Raw genomic sequence first — 18,703 nt, 5'->3', positions numbered from 1 at the left:
TTGATTTGTTCGACAAAATGGGGTATTATATACCTATAAATTACATTTTTTGCGGGGTAGATCTGTGATGAACAAAATAAAAAACTTGGTAGCAGTGATTACAATATTTTTATTAATTTTTATTTCTGCTTTTGCAGCCACCTCATACAAACTCTATGTTGATGGTAAGCTAATCTCTTCAGTTAAAATTTTAGAAAACAAAGGGAATGTTTACCTTGCACTTGCTGACTTTCTCAGGCTGAAAGGATTTAAAGTTTCTTATAATTCAAAAACTAAATCTGTCTTAGGCAAAAATTCTAAAGATACATATCAGTTCTATGTTGACAAAGCATTTTATTATTATAACAAAAACAAAAAAACTCTTTCAACCAAAGTTTTTATAAATGGAGGTAAATCTTATATTTTAGCAAAGGATATAGCATTGATTTTTGGTTATCTCATTCAAATTGATAAAATGAAAAACATGGTGAGCTTGAATACCAAAAAGTTGCAATTTTCAGACTCAAGTTCTTCAAAAAAACAACCATCAAATACTTTGACCTCAAGAAGCAGTTTGCCAAGAACTGTGCAGGAGTCGAATTATATTGCCGACATAAGATATACCATAGAAAATAATAAATTTATCCTGATTGTTTCGGCAACCCAAACTTTGTCTTATAAGACCTACAAACTTTTTAATCCTGATAGAATAGTTTTGGATGTTTTAAATAGTATTGATAATTTACCAAATAATAGAATAGAAATAAATAAAAATGGCGTCTTTAGAATAAGACATGCACAAAATATTGATTCAAGTGGCAACAAATTTTCGCGCATTGTAATAGATTATGATTCAAGTTTGATAAAAGATTACAAGATATTAAACAATGGCAACCAAGTCAAAATTGAAATAGATTTACCAAAAGTTATAGAGTCAAAAACAAATATCGACAGTAGCGAGGTTTACCAAAGTAAAGATTCTCAAAGTTCAAATGCTTCTTCTCAAATATATATGATTCAAAAAATAGATGTTATACCTTCTGATGGCTTTACTCTTGCCAAAATTGAAATTAGTCCGACAGTTGTAAGTGATATTTACAGAGCTGATGAGTCTTTTGTAGTTTTGAATTTAAAGGGAGCTCAATTTTCGGTTCAAAATAATAATTTTTACCAAGTAAACGATGGTAGAGTGGATTTTTATGTTCTTTCAAACATTGATCAGAATAATAGCCAGATTATCTTTTCGTCGAAGGCAAAGGTTTTTGTTTTAAACAAACTTGATGGAAAGTTAGAAGTGGTGTTTGCTGACCAGTATTCAAGCTTAAGACTAAATCCGCCCTCAAGCCTTGTTTTGAGTTCGCCTTTTGTTTCTCAGATAAACTATTTTTACGACCAGAACAGTAACATAATAAAACTTGAAAGCCAATATCCTATCACTATTGCAGACGATGTGTATTCTTTGCAGGGTTCGGTTATTACTACTGTGTATTCGGTTTATCAAGAGGATAAGTGTGTTGTTTATATCCAAATTAATCCTGATTGCGTAACAAATATAAACAAAAACGGAAGTAATATTATAATAAGTTTTTTACAAAAATTACAAAAACCACAAAAGAAATTGAAAATATTTATTGACCCTGGACATGGGGGGTCGGACCCAGGTGCCATATACACAAAAGTAGTAGATGGCAAAAAAGTAACTTATAATGAGAAAGATTTTAATTTAGATATTTCATTAAAACTTAAGGAAAAGCTCAAAAACCGTGGCTATGAAGTTTTTATGTCGCGTGAAAAAGATGAGTTTGTGGATCTTTATGACAGAACAAAGATGGCAAATAGTTTAAATGCAGATTTGTTTATTTCCATTCACAACAACGCAATTGATAATTCATCTGTGCGTGGAACAATGGTTTTGTATAAAGAGAAACAGCAAAATGGGATCATTCCAGACAAGCAGTTTGCCCAGATAGTACTTGACAGCATAATAAAACAAGTTGGTACGCAGAACAAGGGTATTGTAGAAAGACCTAATTTGGTTGTGCTGAGAACATCAAATATGCCTGCTGTACTCGTTGAAGTTGCATTTGGGACAAACCCTCAAGATTTGGACCTTCTTTTGAGCGATAGTTTTAAAGATGCTGTTGCAAAAGCTATAGCTGATGCTGTTGAGTATATAAATACAAATTACAACAGATAAATTATTATTGGCAAGTAATAAAAAAGAGGGATGAGAAAGTAAGCCTTTTACTCATCCCTCTTTATTATAAACCTTTCAATAGCTTCAGCAACTGCACCTTCATTATTTGTTCTGGAGGTTACAAACTTTGCAGCTTTTTTTACTTCCTCCGGTGCATTTGCAACTGCCACGCTTATACCAGAGATTTTAAACATTCCAACGTCGTTGAAGTTATCGCCAATTGATATCAACTCTTCAGATGAGACATTTTTAAAATTCATAAATTGCAAAAGAGCTTTCTCTTTTGATGCATCATTGCTCAAGACTTCTAAAAAACCATATTCTTTGTTGTCTGATGCATAGTAGAGAATAATATTGCAGTTAGTCTCAAGGGTTTTAAGGGTTTCTTTAATCTCTTTAAGTTTTTCGTATTTGCCTACAATTCCAATGTGGCTAATAGGATATTCCAAAAACTTTAAAAGCTTTTTTGCTGGGTATGTAGGTTTAAATTGTTTGCGGCCGTTTACAAAGTTTAAAAAATAATTGTCATGATTTGTTCTTTTTTTATAAATCATGTGAAAATCTTGGTCATATCCCAGTACGATATAATAGTCTATGTCAAAATGATTATTATCAAGAAACTCAATTAATACTTTCTTCTGACGTTCTGTAAGATAATTTTTTATGATGGGAGGAAAATCAGGATTTTCAAAAACATAAACGCCATTTGCCGAGATTAGTGAACATGGCAAATTCAGGTCTTTTGTAATTTTAAAAGCCGAAGCACCTCTTCCTGTACAAAGTACTATTTCAATTTTATACTTTTCTACAGCAATTTTTAAAAACTCCTTGTTTATTTGAGGAATAGAACCTGAATCATTTAAAAGGGTTCCATCAATATCCAGCGCAATTAATTTTATCAAGACTGATCACCTTTTTTTAAAATATTGAACAAAAAATAGCAGCTATTTTTCAAGTATTCTGGAGTTTGTTAACAAATTAACTTTTGCATACTGTATACAAGACAAAGATCATATGTTATAATCTTTAATAGCAATAGTTTATCATCACAAATAGAAAGGGGCAAGGAAGAAACTGATGGTGAATATCTATTTACTCCTAATATTTTTACCCATGATAGCAGCACTTTTTGTCTACCTTATTAACAATAGCAACTTTAGAAAAGCTATTGTTTTTTTGATGTCTGCAGTGTTAATTAGCGCAAGTATCTATTCTATTTCACAGGGTGACAGGTTACTGAGACTTTCGCATTCTTTAAATTTTGCACTTGAATATCTCATAACATTTGCCGACTATTTTCTGTTAGCAATCATTTTTTTGATTGGTATAAAACTTAAGAACAAGCTCATTAGCCTTCTTGCTATTTTGCAGTTTGTTTTTATGTTCGTGTTTGAATTTAAAGTAGGTAAATTAGAAGTTGAAAATATATTTTTTGTTGATCATTTAAGCTTTATTATGCTTCTTTTAATAAACATAATAGGACCGCTGATTGCAATATTTGCACTTTCTTATATGGATGAGCATGAGAAACACCTTCATCTTGAAAAGAGCAGACAGAATATATTTTTTGCAATAATAATGCTATTTTTAGGTGCAATGAATGGTCTTGTAATTTCAAACAACATATTGTGGGTATACTTTTTCTGGGAGATTACTACACTCTGTTCGTTCTTACTAATTTCTCATGACCAGAATGAAGAGAGCATTAAAAATGCAACAAGAGCTCTTCTTTTAAATTCGATAGGTGGGCTTAGCTTTGTTATAGGTATAATATTTATGTACTATAAATCTGGCACAGTTGCTTTGAATGAAATTATATCTTCACAAGACAGCAGTATTTTGATGATACCAATTGCATTTTTAGCACTTGCAGCATTTACAAAGTCTGCGCAGATGCCGTTCCAGAGCTGGCTACTTGGTGCTATGGTGGCACCAACACCTGTGTCTGCTCTGCTTCACTCAAGCACAATGGTAAAAGCAGGTGTTTATCTGGTTTTGAGATTATCACCGGTATTTGTTGATACATGGCTGTCAAAAATAGTTGCGGTGGCAGGTGCTTTTACTTTTGTATCAGCAGCACTTTTAGCCATCTTTCAGTCAAATGCAAAAAGAGTGTTGGCATACTCAACAATTTCTAACTTGGGTCTTATAATTGCATTGTCTTCCATAGCAGATGTGTATGCGATATATGCAGCTGCACTTTTGATAGTTTTGCATGGTGTGTCTAAAGCGCTTTTGTTCTTGTGCGTTGGTTCAATAGAACAGGGTATAGGTTCCCGAAACATAGAGGATATGGACGGAATCAAGTATAAAATGCCAATTGTTGCTTTCTTGACCCTTTTGGGAAGTGTGTCAATGCTACTTCCTCCGTTTGGTGTTTTAATTACAAAATGGATTGCTATTGAGGTGTCAACTCAAAACATTGTGGCAATGCTTGAAATAATCTTGGGAAGTGCTTTTACGGTTGTTTTCTGGACAAAGTTTATAGGCAAGATTCTTTCTGATGGAAAGGATAAAAATAAGATAGAAAAATTTGAATTTGTAAAGCATATTCCGTTGACGACTATTTCAATACTGGTAGTTTTGGTAAGCATCTTTTTGATACAGTTTACAAATACATTTGTTGTGCCGTTTTTCAAATCTTCATTTGCAAGGTATTCAGGAGTTAGCAGCAGAAATATAAAAGAATTGTATGTGAAAGATTTCTTTGGATTTAATCCGCTTGTATTTTTTGGTGTACTGATAGCAGCAGTTGTTCTGGGAGCTCTAATATATAGGTTATTTAAGCCAAAAAGATATGTGCCTGTGTATATGTCATGTGAAAACTCGGACAATTTTGCTTTCAGAGGTGAAAAAGATAAAGTTGTGCCGTTTGAATTCAAAAATTATTATTTTGAGACACTGACAAATGAGAAAACAGTAACACTTATTGTAAATGTGCTTTCAATGGCATTAATCGCAATAATGTTTGGGGTGATTTTAAAGTGAAAGAAATATGGATTACACTGGCAACTGTTATAGTTGCACCTTTAGTTGGTGGAGTTATAACGGGAATTGATAGAAAAATAACTGCGCGGATGCAGAACAGGTTTGGACCGCCTATTCTGCAGCCTTTTTATGATCTTTTTAAACTATTTTCAAAAGAGACCATTGTTGTTTTGAACACTCAGATTTTGTATGCATTTTTGTTCTTGGTATTTAACATTGTTGCAGTTGTGATGTTTGTGCTTAAGATGGACCTTCTTTTGATTTTATTTATTCTTGCATTTGCTACAACAGCGCTCATTCTTGGAGCAATGGTAACAAATTCGCCATATTCAAGGATAGGTGCTCACAGGGAATTGATATCTGTACTTGCATATGAGCCTGTTTTAATTGCTATGATAGTAGCAATTTACTTTGTAACTGGGAGTTTCAATATAAAAGATATTTTGAAACACAATAGTTTGTTGATATTGGATTTGCCATTTATCTTCGTAGCATTTACCTATGTTTTGACTATTAAACTGCGAAAATCTCCGTTTGATTTGTCAACTTCACACCATGGTCATCAAGAACTTGTAAAAGGTATTACAACAGAGTTTGCAGGACCTGTTCTTGGCTTGATTGAACTTGGTCACTGGTACGAACTTGTGCTTTTACTTCTTTTTGTATGGTTATTTTTTGCAAAAAATATCTTTGTAGCAATAGCAGCAATTCTGATTTGCTACTTTTTAGAGATTGTGATTGACAACATCTCAGCAAGGCTTACATGGAAGATAATGCTACGACTTACTTGGTCAGTAGCATTTGGTTTTGCGCTTGTCAATCTCATTTGGGTATATATAAAGTATAGGTTATTATAAAAAACAGGGGTGAAAATAAAAAGTGTTATTCAGAAAGGCATTGAAAAAGTCTCCATGGATTGTTCACTATGATTGTAACAGCTGCAACGGCTGTGATATAGAAATACTGGCAACCTTAACACCTGTATATGATGTCGAGAGATTTGGAATTATAAATGTAGGTAATCCAAAACATGCTGATATATTGGTTGTGTCAGGTTCTGTTAACCACAGAAATGCAAGAGTTTTAAAGACAATATATGATCAGATGCCACATCCAAAAGCTGTTGTAGCAATTGGAGCATGTGCGTGCTCCGGTGGGATATTCAAAGAATGTTACAATACCCTTGGCGGTGCCGATACAGTTGTTCCTGTTGATGTATACGTTCCTGGCTGTGCTCCGCGACCAGAAGCTATCATGGAAGGAATCTTAAAAGCTGCACAGCTTTTAGAAGAGAAGAAAAAGAATATGAAAAAGGGTGAGATTTTGAATGTTGCAAAATCTTAAAGAACTTCAGAAAGAGGATTTGAGGAAAGAAGTTTTAGCCTTAAAAGCAGATGGGTATAGATTTGTCACAGCAACATGTGTTGATTTGGGCGATGGAAGATTTGATATAATCTATCACTTTGATAAGGATTACCAACTAACAAATATAAGAGTTACTATAGCGTCTGAAGAAAAAGTTCCTTCTATTTCAGACATATATTTTGCAGCTGTGTTTGTTGAAAATGAGATAAAAGATTTGTTTGGCATAGAATTTGAAAATCTTTTGATTGATTACGAAGGAAAGTTCATGATAACAGAAGAGTTAGAATCTCCTATGCGCAAAAAGCCAGTTGTAAAAGTAAAGAAAGGAGAGTAAGAAGGCTTTGGGGAAAAGAACAATAGTTCCGTTTGGTCCACAGCATCCTGTTTTGCCGGAACCTCTGCAGCTTAGGCTTGTTTTAGAGGACGAAAAAGTTGTTGAAGCGATACCTGCAATAGGTTATGTTCATAGAGGACTTGAAAAGCTTGCTGAGGAAAAGGATATAAATCAAAACATATATGTGGTTGAAAGAGTTTGTGGTATATGCAGTTTTCAACAGGCTTTGGCTTATTGCCAGGGAATTGAAGAGCTAATGGGCATTGAAGTGCCCGACAGAGCAAGGTATTTGCGAGTTATTTGGGCAGAGCTTCACAGGCTTCACAGTCATCATTTGTGGCTTGGGCTATTGGCTGATGCTTTCGGGTTTGAGAGCCTTTTTATGCAGTGCTGGAGAAATAGAGAGCTTGTGATGGACCTTATGGAAGCAACAGCAGGTTCAAGAGTTATAATTTCCACAAATATAATTGGTGGGGTTAGAAGAGATATAGACCTTGATAAGCAAAAGTTCATTTTAGAGAACCTTGCAAAATTGGAAGAGGAACTAAAGAAAATTGAAGGTTCATTTTTGAACGATTATACAGTCAAGAAAAGACTTGTAGGTGTAGGTGTTTTAACCAAGCAAGAAGCTTATGAACTTGGGTGTGTAGGACCAATGGCAAGGGCAAGCGGTATAAAGATGGACCTGCGAACCCTTGGATATGCAGCATATGGTGAACTTGACTTTGAACCAGTCATAGAAAACGATGGAGACTGCTATGCAAGGCTGAAAGTTAGACTTCGTGAATGCTATCAGTCGATTGACCTTATTCGTCAAGCTATTTCTAAGATGCCAGAAGGCGAGATTTCAACGCCGGTTAAAGGATTTCCAAACGGTGAGGTTATTTCAAGGGTTGAACAGCCACGAGGGGAAGATGTATATTATATAAAGGCAAACGGGACAAAGAACTTGGAAAGACTCAGAATCAGAACACCAACATTTGCAAATATTCCTGCGCTTGTGAAGATGCTTCAGGGCGTGGATTTTGCAGATGTTCCGATGCTTGTTTTGACAATTGATCCATGTATTTCGTGTACCGAAAGGTAAAAAAGTTTTTGTAAAAGAGGGATGGTAAAATGTTTGGGATGCTTAGAAATGTGTTAGATAACTTGTTTTCAAAGCCTGTAACAAGGCTTTACCCGAAGGAAAAGAGACCATTTTTTAAGGATACAAGAGGAAGTCTTGAGATAGAGATAGAGAAATGTATCTTTTGTGGTATCTGCCAGAGAAAATGTCCTTCAAATGCGATAGTGGTGGATAGAAATTCAAGGACATGGCAGCTAAATCAGTACAAGTGCGTACTCTGCAATGTATGTGTTGAGTCCTGTCCTAAAAAGTGTTTAATTTCAAAAGAGCAATTTAACGTTCCAACCACTTATAAAGAGTTTTACATCAAAAAGCAGGAAGTAAAAGATGAGGTGCAGCCAAAGGCACAGGCTACTGCAACTAAAGGTTAAATAGGAGACTTTGGCTTAAGCCCAAAGTACAATTGGAAGGAAAATGATAAAATGCATGAGTATTTTGTTACACAGCAGCTTGTAAAGATTGCAGAAGATGAATTAAAAGATGTCAGTTTTAAAAGGGTCACAAGAATTAAAGTTGTAGTTGGCGAACTTAGCGGAATTATTGACGAGTCGCTGAAATTTTATTTTGACATCCTAACAAGAGGAACAATCTTAGAAACTGCTCAACTTGAAATAGTTACTAAAAAGGCTCTTTTGTACTGTCAAAAATGCGGTGAATATTTTGAAAGAACAAAAGACTTTACCTGTCCAAAATGTTTGTCGTTAGGTAAACTTACTGAACACGGCAAGGAATTTTATATTGAGTCTATAGAGGTAGATGATTGAGATGGAAATAAAGGTAATAAAAAACATTTTAGAGCGGAATCAAAACGCAGCTGACAATATAAGAAGGTTAGCAGTTGAGAATAAATGGTATATTATAAATGTGATGGGGTCACCTGGTGCAGGTAAGACATCTTTCATTAAGTGCATGATAGAAAATCTTAAAGATACATTTAACATTGCAGTGATTGAAGGTGATGTTGCATCAACAATTGATGCCGAGCAAATTGCAAGCTATGGAGTTAAGGTTTTGCAGATAAATACAGGTGGTGCTTGTCATTTAGTTGCAGACAGTATTGCAGAAGCAATAGATACTATTAAGCCTTTTTCTAAAACAGTGATCTTTGTTGAAAACATTGGCAATCTCATTTGTCCATCTTCGTTTGATTTGGGAGAGAATTTGAGGGTTGTTGTATCTTCTGCTGCAGAGGGTGATGACAAGCCATATAAATATCCTATAATGTTTGAAAAAGCTGATATTGTTGTTCTATCAAAGATTGATATAGTGGATGCTATTGGTTTTGATATGCAAAGATACAAAAAGGGTTTAGAAGCTATAAAAGACAAAGATTTAAAACTGTTTGAGGTATCGTTTAAGACAAAAGAAGGTTCGGAAGATATTATTAATTACTTTTATACCCTTTTAGATTCATATTTCAAAAAGTAGGGGAAAATGCTTATGAAAAGGTACAGATTTATGTTCAAAGGACTTGTGCAAGGGGTCGGTTTCCGACCCTTTATTTATAGTATTGCAAGAAAACTTGGACTTACCGGGTTCGTTAAAAATACTGGTGAAGGCGTTTTAGCAGAGTTTCAAGGGGATACAACTTCAGAGCAAATAACACAGTATATTATAGCCCACCTTCCTAAAAATGCTTATTTGGAAGAAATAGAGGTTTATGAGATTGAACCGGTAGAAAGTGAAAAAGGATTTTACATTGTTGAAAGTGAAAAAAATAGGATTTCAACAGTTCTGCCTTATGACTTAGGGGTGTGTGAGGATTGTAGAAAAGAGTTTTATGATGAATCTCACAGACACTATCACAATGTATTTATTAGCTGTACAAACTGCGGACCAAGATACACAATTATTGAGACTTTGCCATATGATAGAGAAAATACATCTATGAAGCAATTTAAGTTTTGCAATGAGTGCGAAAGGGAGTACTCTACTCCAGACAACAGAAGATTCAATGCACAGTCAACAACCTGCCAAGTTTGTGGACCAAGACTTTTTCTTTTTTCATTCGCTGAAAAAAAACATATCCATGGAGAGGCAATAGAACTTTTAGATTTTGTTTCTCAAAAAATTTTAGAGGGATATATAGTTGCAATAAAAGGAATAGGCGGCTTTCACTTGGTGTGTGATCCGTACAATGAAACTATAGTCAAAAGACTATTTGAAAGCAAAAGACGAGAAGGCAAGCCTTTAGCACTTGTTGCTCGGGACATTGAAGTAGTAAAAAAATATTGCCATGTCAATAAGATGGAAGAAGATATTTTTTCTTCTCCACGATGTCCTATAATTCTTTTTGAAAAAAAGACTGAGCAATTTTCGCGCGTGAATGGCAATCTTCACACCCTTGGTATAATGAGGGCCTACACCCCTATTTTGGACTATATTCTAAAAAAAACTGGCAGAGACTTTTTAATTGCAACCTCTGCCAACCTTTCAGGAATCCCAATGATTATTGACGAAGGCGAGGCTATTTACAAACTTGAGGGTATCTGTGACTATGTGCTCTATCACAACAGGAAAATAGTTCGAAGGTGCGATGACAGTGTTGGTTTTGTAGTAAAAGATAAATTTGTACTGACAAGACCGGGAAGAGGTTTTGCTCCTCTGAGGCTAAAACTTTCTTCAACACAATTTGTAGAAAAAAATATATTAGCGTTAGGAGGTCATGAAAAAGCTACAGTTGCTTTAAAAAAAGACGATGAGGTTATTGTAAGTCAATACCTGGGTGACCTTGACACAAAAGAGTATATAGACTTTTACAAGTCTGCGCTAAGTGACCTGCTTTTTCTTTACAACTTAGAATATGATTATATTGCCTGTGATTTGCACAAAAACTATTTTTCAACCGTCCTTGCTGAGGAAATGGCCGAAAAATATGCAAAAAAAGTTGTGTATGTTCAGCATCATATAGCTCATGTGTTTTCATGTATGCTTGAAAATAATTTAGATAGCTGTATAGGCTTTGCATTTGACGGAACAGGCTTGGGATTGGATGGGAACATATGGGGAAGTGAAGGATTTCTAATTGATAAAAGCAATGTGAAAAGGGTATTTCATTTGAAATACTATTCTTTAGTGGGTGGAGAAAAATCTATAAAAGAACCTGTGAGACTGGCATACTATTTTGCATATGAAATTGATAAAAGCTTTGCAGAGGAATATTTTGCAAATTCTAATTTTCTTTCAAAAATTGTAAAGGCAGCAAGGTTACTGAATTACCCTCTTTGCTCAAGTTTTGGAAGAATATTTGATGTTGTTGGTGTGCTTTTAAGGTGTGGTGAGAAAAACAATTTTGAAGCACAGATTCCAATGGTTTTAGAAAGTATTGCTGATAAGACAGAAGAAGGGTTTTATGATTTTGTTATGAATTTTGAATATGAAATTGAAATAGATATTGTGTATATATTACAACAAATCATTAATGATATTAAAAGAAAGGCTGACAGAAGCTTGATTTCTGCGAAATTTCACAACACCGTTGCAAAAATAGTTGTTGAAGTGGCAAAGAGGTTGAGAGAAAATTATAATAAAGACATTGTAGTACTATCTGGTGGAGTATTCCAAAACAGACTTTTACTTGAAAAGACAGTGTCTATGCTTGAGAAAGAGCACTTTAAGGTGTATTTTAATTCTTTTTTCCCTATAAACGATGGGGGAATTTCAGCTGGACAAGTATATTATACAATCCAATTATTAAAAAATTGTTAAGGGAGTTTTAAAAATATGTGTTTAGGCTATCCTGCAAAAGTGATTGAAATTTTAGAAAATGGCAAGAAAGCTATTGTTGACTATTTAGGCTTGAAAAAAACTGTAAATGTGTCTCTCATAAAAGAGCTTGCTGAGGGTGATTATTTACTTATTCACTCAGGAGTTGCAATTGAAAAAATAGATGAAAAAGAAGCCGAGGAAATAGAAAAACTTTTTGGTGAGGTAAGAGATGCAAACTCTTGAAGCTGTAAATGCTATTGTTAACACAATAAAAAACAACATTGAAAAGATTGGCAGGCAGCTAAGAATAATTGAGGTGTGTGGCACTCATACTGTTTCAATTTACCGAAACGGTTTTCATACTCTTTTTAAAGGATATATAGATTTTATTTCAGGTCCTGGCTGCCCAGTTTGCGTAACTCATGAAGGGTATATAGATAATCTCATTGAGCTTGCAAAAATGAACTATACTATCTACACTTTTGGAGACCTACTGAAAGTTCCAGGAAAGAATATGTCTTTAGCTGAGGCAAAAGCGGAAGGCGCCAAAATTAAAATTATGTACTCACCGGTTGATACTGTTGAGAATATCTCTGCAGATGAAGAAGCAATAATTGCAGCAGTGGGGTTTGAGACAACAGTTCCAGTCTTTGCTCTGAGCTTGGAAAAGGTATTGGAAAAGGATTTGAAGAATGTCAAGTTTGCATGTGAGCTCAAAACCATTGACCAGCCGCTAAAAGTTCTCTTAAAAGATCACATAAAAGTGGACGGACTTATCCTGCCAGGCCATGTTGCAACAATCTTGGGTGTTGATGGATTTAAGTTTGTTGAGGAATTTAAGCTTCCTTCTGTTATATCTGGATTTGAAAAGTATGATATTCTGTTTTCTTTGCTAAGTTTAACACAAAGTATCTTAAATAATGATTTCACTGTAAAAAATGAGTACAAGAGAGTTGTAAAAAAAGAGGGTAACACAGTTGCTAAAAGGTATATTGAAAGGTTTTTTGAAAGAACTGATGCGTATTTTAGAGGACTTGGTTTGATTGAGGGGGGTGGGTTGAGACTTAAAAGTGAGTATTCTGCTTTTTCAGTCCAGCTTAAATATGAATATGAAAGTTTATCTAATTCTGCTTGCAGATGTACAGATGTGCTAACAGGCAAATTAAAGCCCTTTGAATGTCCTCTTTTTGAAAAGGTGTGCACACCTCAGACACCAAAGGGTGCGTGTATGGTATCTCAAGAAGGTTCTTGCAATGCATACTTTAGATATGGGAAGTGGAAATGATGAGGACTATTCGCAAGGAACATGGCAATGGAGGAAAACAGACATATGAGCTGATTGACGGCCTTTTCAAGCCAATATTTGGTTCTGAAATATTGAAAAGCGGTGATGATTCAACAGTATTTTCTTTAGACGGTATGAAAGTGGGAATATCAACAGATTCATTTGTAGTAAAACCATATTTTTTTAAAGGAGGAGATATTGGAAAGCTTTCGGTATGTGGGACAGTAAATGACTTAGCTGTTGCAGGACTTGAACCAAAATATATTACCATTTCTTTTGTAATCGAAGAAGGATTTTCAATGGATGATTTAGAGAATATTACAAGGTCAATCAAGAAATACGCTGATTTAGCAAGAGTTGAGATTGTTGCAGGGGATACAAAGGTGGTAGAAAAAGGTGCGGCAGATGGAATATTTATAAATACAACCGGGTTGGGAATTGCAAAAGATGCAAAAAAAATGCCTTCGATTTCAAAGATAAAAAGTGGTCAAGTTGTGATTGTCAGTGGGGATATAGGAAGACACGGAGCGTGCATATATTCTCACAATGAAGACCTTGGGTTTGAAGACAGGATAGAATCCGATTGTGGGCTTTTGTTAGATGTAATTTCAGAGCTGATGCAAGAGGTAGACGTTGCGTACATGAAAGACCTTACAAGAGGTGGGCTTGCCACAGCTTTAAATGAGATTGTCCAAAAGTCTGGCTTTGATATAAAAGTTGAGGAAGAAAAGATACCTGTTGCAGATGAGGTAAAAGCTCTGTGCGATATTCTGGGGCTGGATAGTTATTATCTTGCTTGTGAAGGTAGGTTTGTTGCGATTGTAAATAGGGATGAAAAAGAAAAAGCTATTGAGATTTTGAAAAAATACAATAAGTGTGCATGTGAGATTGGAACTGTAGAAGAGGGTATGGAAAAGAGAGTATATCTGTCAACCACCTTTGGCGGCACGAGAATTTTGGACATGCTTTATTATGAGATGTTACCAAGGATTTGCTAAGAAGAATTTGTGACGGGGATGAGGGTGAAAGGAATGTGCATGACGGTACCTTTGAGTTTTGTCAACAGGAAAACAAACATCTTTGTTGGGACGGCGGGAAGTGGCAAAAGTGAGATAGCTCTGAATGTTTCTTTAGAGCTTGGGGAGTTTTTCAACGTGAATTTAATCGATGCAGATGTAATAAATTTTTATTATAACCTGAGAAGTATTAAGCATATTATTGAGAATAAAAATATAAATTTTATTTCCACACACTTTGAGGACAAAAGCATAGACCTTCCGGTTCTTTCTGGCAGGGTTTTTGAAGCGCTGAGCAGTTCAAACGGAGTCAACATAATAGATGTAGGTGGAGATGAGCTTGGCAGTAGAGTTGTTGGCCAGTTCAAAGAGTTGCTTGACAAAAAAGGTTACAGTGTTTTTTATGTTGCCAACATATACAGGCCGTTCAATTCAAACGAAGAAGAGATCTTACAAAATATGCAAGAAATTGAAAAAATTCTGGGAATAAACATTACAGCTATTATAAATAATTCTCATCTTCTTTCAGAAACAAATCCAGAAGATGTTATAAGAAGCCTCAAAATTATCCAAAACGTAGCTGACAAAAAAGATATTCCCTATATTCTTACTGTGGTAGAAGAAAATCTATTTGAAGAGGAGCTTTTAGAAGAGATAAAAAAATATTCTCTTGTATATGCCATTAAAAGGTATATAATAAGATAAGAAGCCATTTTGGAGGTTGAAAAGTTGAAACTCAAAATCGAATATGATAAGTGCAAAAGTTGTGGACTTTGTGTGGAAATCTGTCCTAAGAAAATCTTGTATATAGACAGGAGCAGAATAAACAAAAAAGGGTATAACCCTGTTGAAGTAAAAGACCAAAACTTATGTATTGGCTGTGGAAGCTGCTATAAGATTTGTCCTGATATAGTGTTTGAGGTAGGTGAGTAAACTTTGAAAATTCTTATGAAAGGAAATGAAGCCATTGCTGAGGCAGCACTAAGAGCTGGCTGTGAATGTTTTTTTGGGTATCCAATCACACCTCAGACAGAACTTTTGCAGTATATGGCTAAAAAGCTTTTAAAAAGTGGTGGTGTGTTTATCCAGGCAGAGAGCGAAGTTGGAGCAATTAACATGGCATATGGGGCATCAAGCTGTGGCAAGCGGGTTATGACATCATCATCTGGACCGGGGATAAGCTTAAAACAAGAAGGCATATCATATTTAGCAGGTGCGGAACTTCCATGCGTAATTGTAAACATTATGAGAGGTGGACCGGGGCTTGGTAATATAAACGCTGCTCAGTCTGATTATCTTCAGGCCACAAAAGGTGGCGGACATGGAGATTATAAGGTGATTGTGCTTGCTCCATCTTCTGTGCAAGAAGCTGTAGAGCTCACAATGAAGGCGTTTGACCTTGCAGACAAGTACCGTAATCCTGTCATGATTTTGGGTGACGGAATGCTTGGGCAGATGATGGAGGTTGTAGAGTTTGACAAAAATTATAAACCACAAAAGGTAGAAAAACCATGGGCAGTGACGGGTGACAGGAATAGAGAAAAAAGAGTGACAAATTCACTTTATATTGTTCCAGAGGAACTTGAAAAGCATAATTTTAAGCTAAGGGAGAAATATAAAAAAATAAAAGAAAACGAAGTAATGGTTGAAGAGTACTTGGCAGACGATGCGAGGGTTATTTTTGTCTCATTTGGGATGTGTGCAAGGATTGTAAAAAGTGCTGTAAACAGTTTAAGACAAGCTGGCGAGAAGGTTGGGCTTGTAAGGCCAATTACGCTTTGGCCATTTCCAGAAAATGAGCTAAAAAGTTATGCATCAAAAGAGGAAGTAGAATTTTTTATTGACATTGAGATGAATTTGGGACAGATGCTTGAGGATGTTAAGCTTTCTGTGGAAGGGGAAAAAACAGTACATTTTTATGGAAGAACAGGTGGCGTGGTTCCCACAATTCAGGAAATAATGGATTTTTATTATTCTCTTAAAAAGTAGGTAGTAGATTACACCAAATTTGAGAGGAAGATGATTAGGATGGGGTTCAAAAGACCAGAGTGTTTGACAAAAGAAAGTATGCATTATTGCCCAGGGTGCGGTCACGGAATCATTCACAGATTGATTGCTGAGGTTATTGACGAGGATTACAAAGAGAATAAAATAATAGGTGTTGCACCTGTTGGCTGTGCAGTTTTTATATATGACTATTTTAATTTTGACTTTGTGGCAGCAGCTCATGGGAGAGCCACAGCCGCTGCAACTGGTGTAAAAAGGAGTATTCCAGACGCTCTTGTGTTTTCATATCAAGGCGACGGGGACATTGCAGCCATTGGAACATCTGAGGTCATACATGCAGCAACCCGGGGGGAAAATTTTACAGCTATATTTGTCAACAACGGAGTTTATGCTATGACAGGTGGTCAGATGGCTCCGACAACAATTCCTGGACAGGTGACAGTTTCATCTCCATATGGACGTGACCCAAAAGTACAAGGTTATCATATAAAACTTTGTGAAATGCTTGTGCCACTTGATGGTGTTGCCTTTGTTGCAAGAACTTCAATACATAATTTGAAGAATATTGAGTTTACGAAAAAAGCGATAAAAAGAGCTTTTGAAGTTCAGATGAACAATGAAGGCTTTTCTATTATAGAAGTGCTCTCAAACTGCCCTACAAACTGGGGGCTTTCGCCTTGTGAGAGTATGAAGAGAATAGAAAATGAGGTACTAAAATACTACAGTTTAGGAATTTTCAAGGATAAAGGCAGGGGAATTTGAAGATGACAGAGGAGATTTTAATTGCAGGATTTGGTGGTCAGGGTGTTCTTTTTTTAGGCCAGGTATTTGCCCATCTTGGAATGAAAAAGGGGTTTAATGTGTCATGGCTCCCATCGTACGGACCTGAAATGAGGGGTGGAACAGCAAACTGCAGTGTTATAATTTCAAGTGATATGATTGGTTCTCCTGTTGTGTTTAATCCCGATACATTATTTGTTTTAAATAAACCATCGCTTGAAAAATTTGAACCTGCAATAAAGAGAAGTGGGCTTTTACTTGTAAATAGTTCTCTTGTGGATATCTGTGCAAATAGAAAAGATGTAAATGTTCATTATATTCCGGCAACTGAGATTGCTTCAAGTGTAGGAAATGTTAGAGTTACAAACATCGTAATGTTTGGCGCATATTTGGCAATAAAGCAGAATTTTCCATTTGATGAGGCAAAAGATGTATTGAGAGAGTTTTCAAAAACAGAGGAAGTTTATAATTTAAACTGTTTAGCTCTTGAAAAGGGCTTTGAAGCAATTGCTGGACGGGGGTAAAATTTGGGGTGAGAAGGTATATATTAATTGGGATTATAGTAATACTTTTGATAGCAAGCACAGTTTTGGGATATAGTCTTTATAACAATGTTACAAAAGTTCTTGACACAGATAGGATTTATAAGGGTGTTTACGTTGAGGGTGTTCATTTGGGTGGACTTACCACAGAAGAGGCTTTTGAGCTTTTAAAAAAGACCTATTTTGAGCCACTGCAGAACAAAAAAATTGAAGTTATAGTTGAAGACAAAAGCTATTTTCTTGAATATTCTTCACTTGGAGTAAAGATGGATATAGACAAGGCAGTAGAAAAGGCATATTCAATTGGCAGAAAGGGTAACCTTGCAACACGGTTTAAAGAGATAAAAAAGGTTTATGAAAATCCAGTTATAATAAGACTTAATTTTGAGTATGACCCAGATAAACTTAAAAAGTTTGTAGATGGGCTTTTCAACACACACTATCAATCGCCTGTTAATGCAAGTATCAAAAAAGTAGGAGACCAGTTTGTTATAACTCCAGAGAGAATAGGGAAAAAACTTGATTATGGCTATCTTTTGAGTAAATTAAAAGATATGATTAAAAACAAGCAAGAAGGCAAGATTTATGCAAAGTTTTTAGAAATAGTTCCGCGGATCACAGCAAGTGAGCTTTCGAAGGTAAAGGAAATAATAGGATCATTTACCACTAAGTTTGATAGTTCGAATGTTGCAAGAAGCGAAAATATAAGGGTGGCTGCACAAAAGATAAATGGTAAATTATTAATGCCGGGCGAAATATTTTCGTTGTCAAAGGCAATTGGACCTGTAACAGTTGAGAATGGTTTCAAAATTGCAAAAGTAATAGTCAATAATGAGTTTGTAGACGGTGTCGGTGGCGGGCTTTGTCAAATAGCAACAACTTTGTACAATGCTGTTTTGATGGCTCAGCTGAAGGTTGTGGAAAGAGTACCACATTCAGCTCTGATTTCGTATGTGCCACCTGGCAGAGATGCAACAATTGCTTCAGGTTCAATAGATTTTAAATTCAGGAACACTACAGATGCGCCTATCTATGTTGAAAGTTATACTTCCAAAAATACTGTGACAGTCAACCTCTATGGCAAAAACAATCATAAGGCTGAAATTGTAAAATTCGAATCGGAAATAATTGAAAAGGTACCTTATAAAAAAGTCTACAAAAATGATCCAACACTTCCTCAAGGAGTAAAAAAGCTTTCCAATAAACCTCAGAATGGCTTGAAGGTAAAGACATATATGCTTGTTTATAAAGATGGCAAGTTAATAGAAAAGAAGTTTTTGTCTTATGACTATTATAAACCTGTAAATGCTGTGATACTGGTTGGAACAAAACCGAAAGAGACTGTCTCTTCATCTGTTTATGAGTAAGGGGAGAGG

At 35.4% G+C, this 18,703-nt stretch carries 20 protein-coding genes; 19 read left to right on the top strand and 1 reads right to left on the bottom strand.

What is annotated here, in order from left to right; translation table 11 throughout:
- Positions 1-67: 67 nt before the first annotated feature.
- Positions 68-2,176: an N-acetylmuramoyl-L-alanine amidase gene (locus COB47_RS07270; protein WP_013290733.1), complete on the top strand. Its 2,109-nt coding sequence runs from the start codon at positions 68-70 to the stop codon at positions 2,174-2,176.
- 47 nt (positions 2,177-2,223) lie between these two features.
- Here COB47_RS07270 and COB47_RS07265 read toward each other — a convergent pair whose 3' ends face one another.
- Positions 2,224-3,078: a Cof-type HAD-IIB family hydrolase gene (locus COB47_RS07265; protein ID WP_013290732.1), complete on the bottom strand. Its 855-nt coding sequence runs from the start codon at positions 3,076-3,078 to the stop codon at positions 2,224-2,226.
- Between the two features lie 175 nt (positions 3,079-3,253).
- Here COB47_RS07265 and COB47_RS07260 point away from each other — a divergent pair, with 175 nt between their 5' ends.
- From COB47_RS07260 to COB47_RS07175, 18 genes are read left to right on the top strand one after another with little or no spacing between them, the layout of a single operon-like run.
- Positions 3,254-5,164, top strand: a complete 1,911-nt coding sequence (locus COB47_RS07260) for an NADH-quinone oxidoreductase subunit 5 family protein (protein WP_013290731.1) — start codon at positions 3,254-3,256, stop codon at positions 5,162-5,164.
- Entirely contained in the window at positions 5,161-6,021 is an 861-nt protein-coding gene (locus tag COB47_RS07255; RefSeq protein WP_013290730.1) for a respiratory chain complex I subunit 1 family protein, read from the top strand. The genes COB47_RS07260 and COB47_RS07255 overlap by 4 nt, the downstream gene beginning before the upstream one ends.
- Before the next feature lie 22 nt (positions 6,022-6,043).
- A complete protein-coding gene (locus COB47_RS07250; RefSeq protein ID WP_013290729.1) occupies positions 6,044-6,508 on the top strand; it encodes an NADH-quinone oxidoreductase subunit B family protein in 465 nt (154 codons plus the stop codon).
- Positions 6,492-6,863 carry an NADH-quinone oxidoreductase subunit C gene (locus tag COB47_RS07245; RefSeq protein ID WP_013290728.1) on the top strand — a complete coding sequence of 124 codons (372 nt, stop codon included), beginning with the start codon at positions 6,492-6,494 and terminating at the stop codon, positions 6,861-6,863. The genes COB47_RS07250 and COB47_RS07245 overlap by 17 nt, the downstream gene beginning before the upstream one ends.
- A 7-nt stretch (positions 6,864-6,870) precedes the next feature.
- Positions 6,871-7,950 carry a hydrogenase large subunit gene (locus tag COB47_RS07240; protein WP_013290727.1) on the top strand — a complete coding sequence of 360 codons (1,080 nt, stop codon included), beginning with the start codon at positions 6,871-6,873 and terminating at the stop codon, positions 7,948-7,950.
- A 29-nt stretch (positions 7,951-7,979) separates the two neighbouring features.
- Positions 7,980-8,360: a 4Fe-4S binding protein gene (locus COB47_RS07235; protein ID WP_013290726.1), complete on the top strand. Its 381-nt coding sequence runs from the start codon at positions 7,980-7,982 to the stop codon at positions 8,358-8,360.
- A 51-nt stretch (positions 8,361-8,411) separates the two neighbouring features.
- On the top strand, positions 8,412-8,753 hold the full coding sequence (hypA, locus tag COB47_RS07230; RefSeq protein ID WP_013290725.1) for a hydrogenase maturation nickel metallochaperone HypA: 342 nt from the start codon (positions 8,412-8,414) through the stop codon (positions 8,751-8,753).
- Between the two features lies 1 nt (position 8,754).
- Positions 8,755-9,417, top strand: coding sequence for a hydrogenase nickel incorporation protein HypB (hypB, locus tag COB47_RS07225; protein WP_013290724.1), 663 nt, complete (start codon positions 8,755-8,757; stop codon positions 9,415-9,417).
- A gap of 12 nt (positions 9,418-9,429) precedes the next feature.
- Positions 9,430-11,697 (top strand): carbamoyltransferase HypF, encoded by a 2,268-nt coding sequence (gene hypF, locus COB47_RS07220; RefSeq protein ID WP_013290723.1) that lies wholly within the window; start codon positions 9,430-9,432, stop codon positions 11,695-11,697.
- A gap of 15 nt (positions 11,698-11,712) precedes the next feature.
- The gene (locus tag COB47_RS07215) at positions 11,713-11,940 is read left to right on the top strand and encodes a HypC/HybG/HupF family hydrogenase formation chaperone (protein ID WP_013290722.1); all 228 of its coding nucleotides are present in this window, start codon (positions 11,713-11,715) and stop codon (positions 11,938-11,940) included.
- Positions 11,927-12,982 carry a hydrogenase formation protein HypD gene (gene hypD, locus COB47_RS07210; protein WP_013290721.1) on the top strand — a complete coding sequence of 352 codons (1,056 nt, stop codon included), beginning with the start codon at positions 11,927-11,929 and terminating at the stop codon, positions 12,980-12,982. The genes COB47_RS07215 and hypD overlap by 14 nt, the downstream gene beginning before the upstream one ends.
- Entirely contained in the window at positions 12,982-13,980 is a 999-nt protein-coding gene (hypE, locus tag COB47_RS07205; protein ID WP_237698868.1) for a hydrogenase expression/formation protein HypE, read from the top strand. The genes hypD and hypE overlap by 1 nt, the downstream gene beginning before the upstream one ends.
- A 33-nt stretch (positions 13,981-14,013) precedes the next feature.
- The gene (locus COB47_RS07200) at positions 14,014-14,703 is read left to right on the top strand and encodes a hypothetical protein (RefSeq protein ID WP_013290719.1); all 690 of its coding nucleotides are present in this window, start codon (positions 14,014-14,016) and stop codon (positions 14,701-14,703) included.
- Positions 14,704-14,727: 24 nt separating this feature from the next.
- Positions 14,728-14,931, top strand: a complete 204-nt coding sequence (locus COB47_RS07195; protein WP_013290718.1) for a 4Fe-4S dicluster domain-containing protein — start codon at positions 14,728-14,730, stop codon at positions 14,929-14,931.
- 3 nt (positions 14,932-14,934) lie between these two features.
- Entirely contained in the window at positions 14,935-15,987 is a 1,053-nt protein-coding gene (locus tag COB47_RS07190) for a 3-methyl-2-oxobutanoate dehydrogenase subunit VorB (RefSeq protein WP_013290717.1), read from the top strand.
- Positions 15,988-16,026: 39 nt separating this feature from the next.
- On the top strand, positions 16,027-16,767 hold the full coding sequence (locus COB47_RS07185; RefSeq protein WP_013290716.1) for a thiamine pyrophosphate-dependent enzyme: 741 nt from the start codon (positions 16,027-16,029) through the stop codon (positions 16,765-16,767).
- Positions 16,768-16,769: 2 nt separating this feature from the next.
- Entirely contained in the window at positions 16,770-17,309 is a 540-nt protein-coding gene (locus tag COB47_RS07180; RefSeq protein WP_013290715.1) for a 2-oxoacid:acceptor oxidoreductase family protein, read from the top strand.
- Between the two features lie 8 nt (positions 17,310-17,317).
- Complete coding sequence (locus COB47_RS07175) at positions 17,318-18,694, top strand: VanW family protein (protein WP_013290714.1); 1,377 nt, start codon at positions 17,318-17,320, stop codon at positions 18,692-18,694.
- The last annotated feature ends 9 nt before the right edge of the window (positions 18,695-18,703 follow it).

Source organism: Caldicellulosiruptor obsidiansis OB47 (assembly GCF_000145215.1).
Lineage (GTDB): Bacteria > Bacillota > Thermoanaerobacteria > Caldicellulosiruptorales > Caldicellulosiruptoraceae > Caldicellulosiruptor > Caldicellulosiruptor obsidiansis.
Note: the sequence above shows the minus strand (reverse complement) of the source record. Positions and strands in the feature narration are given on the sequence as shown.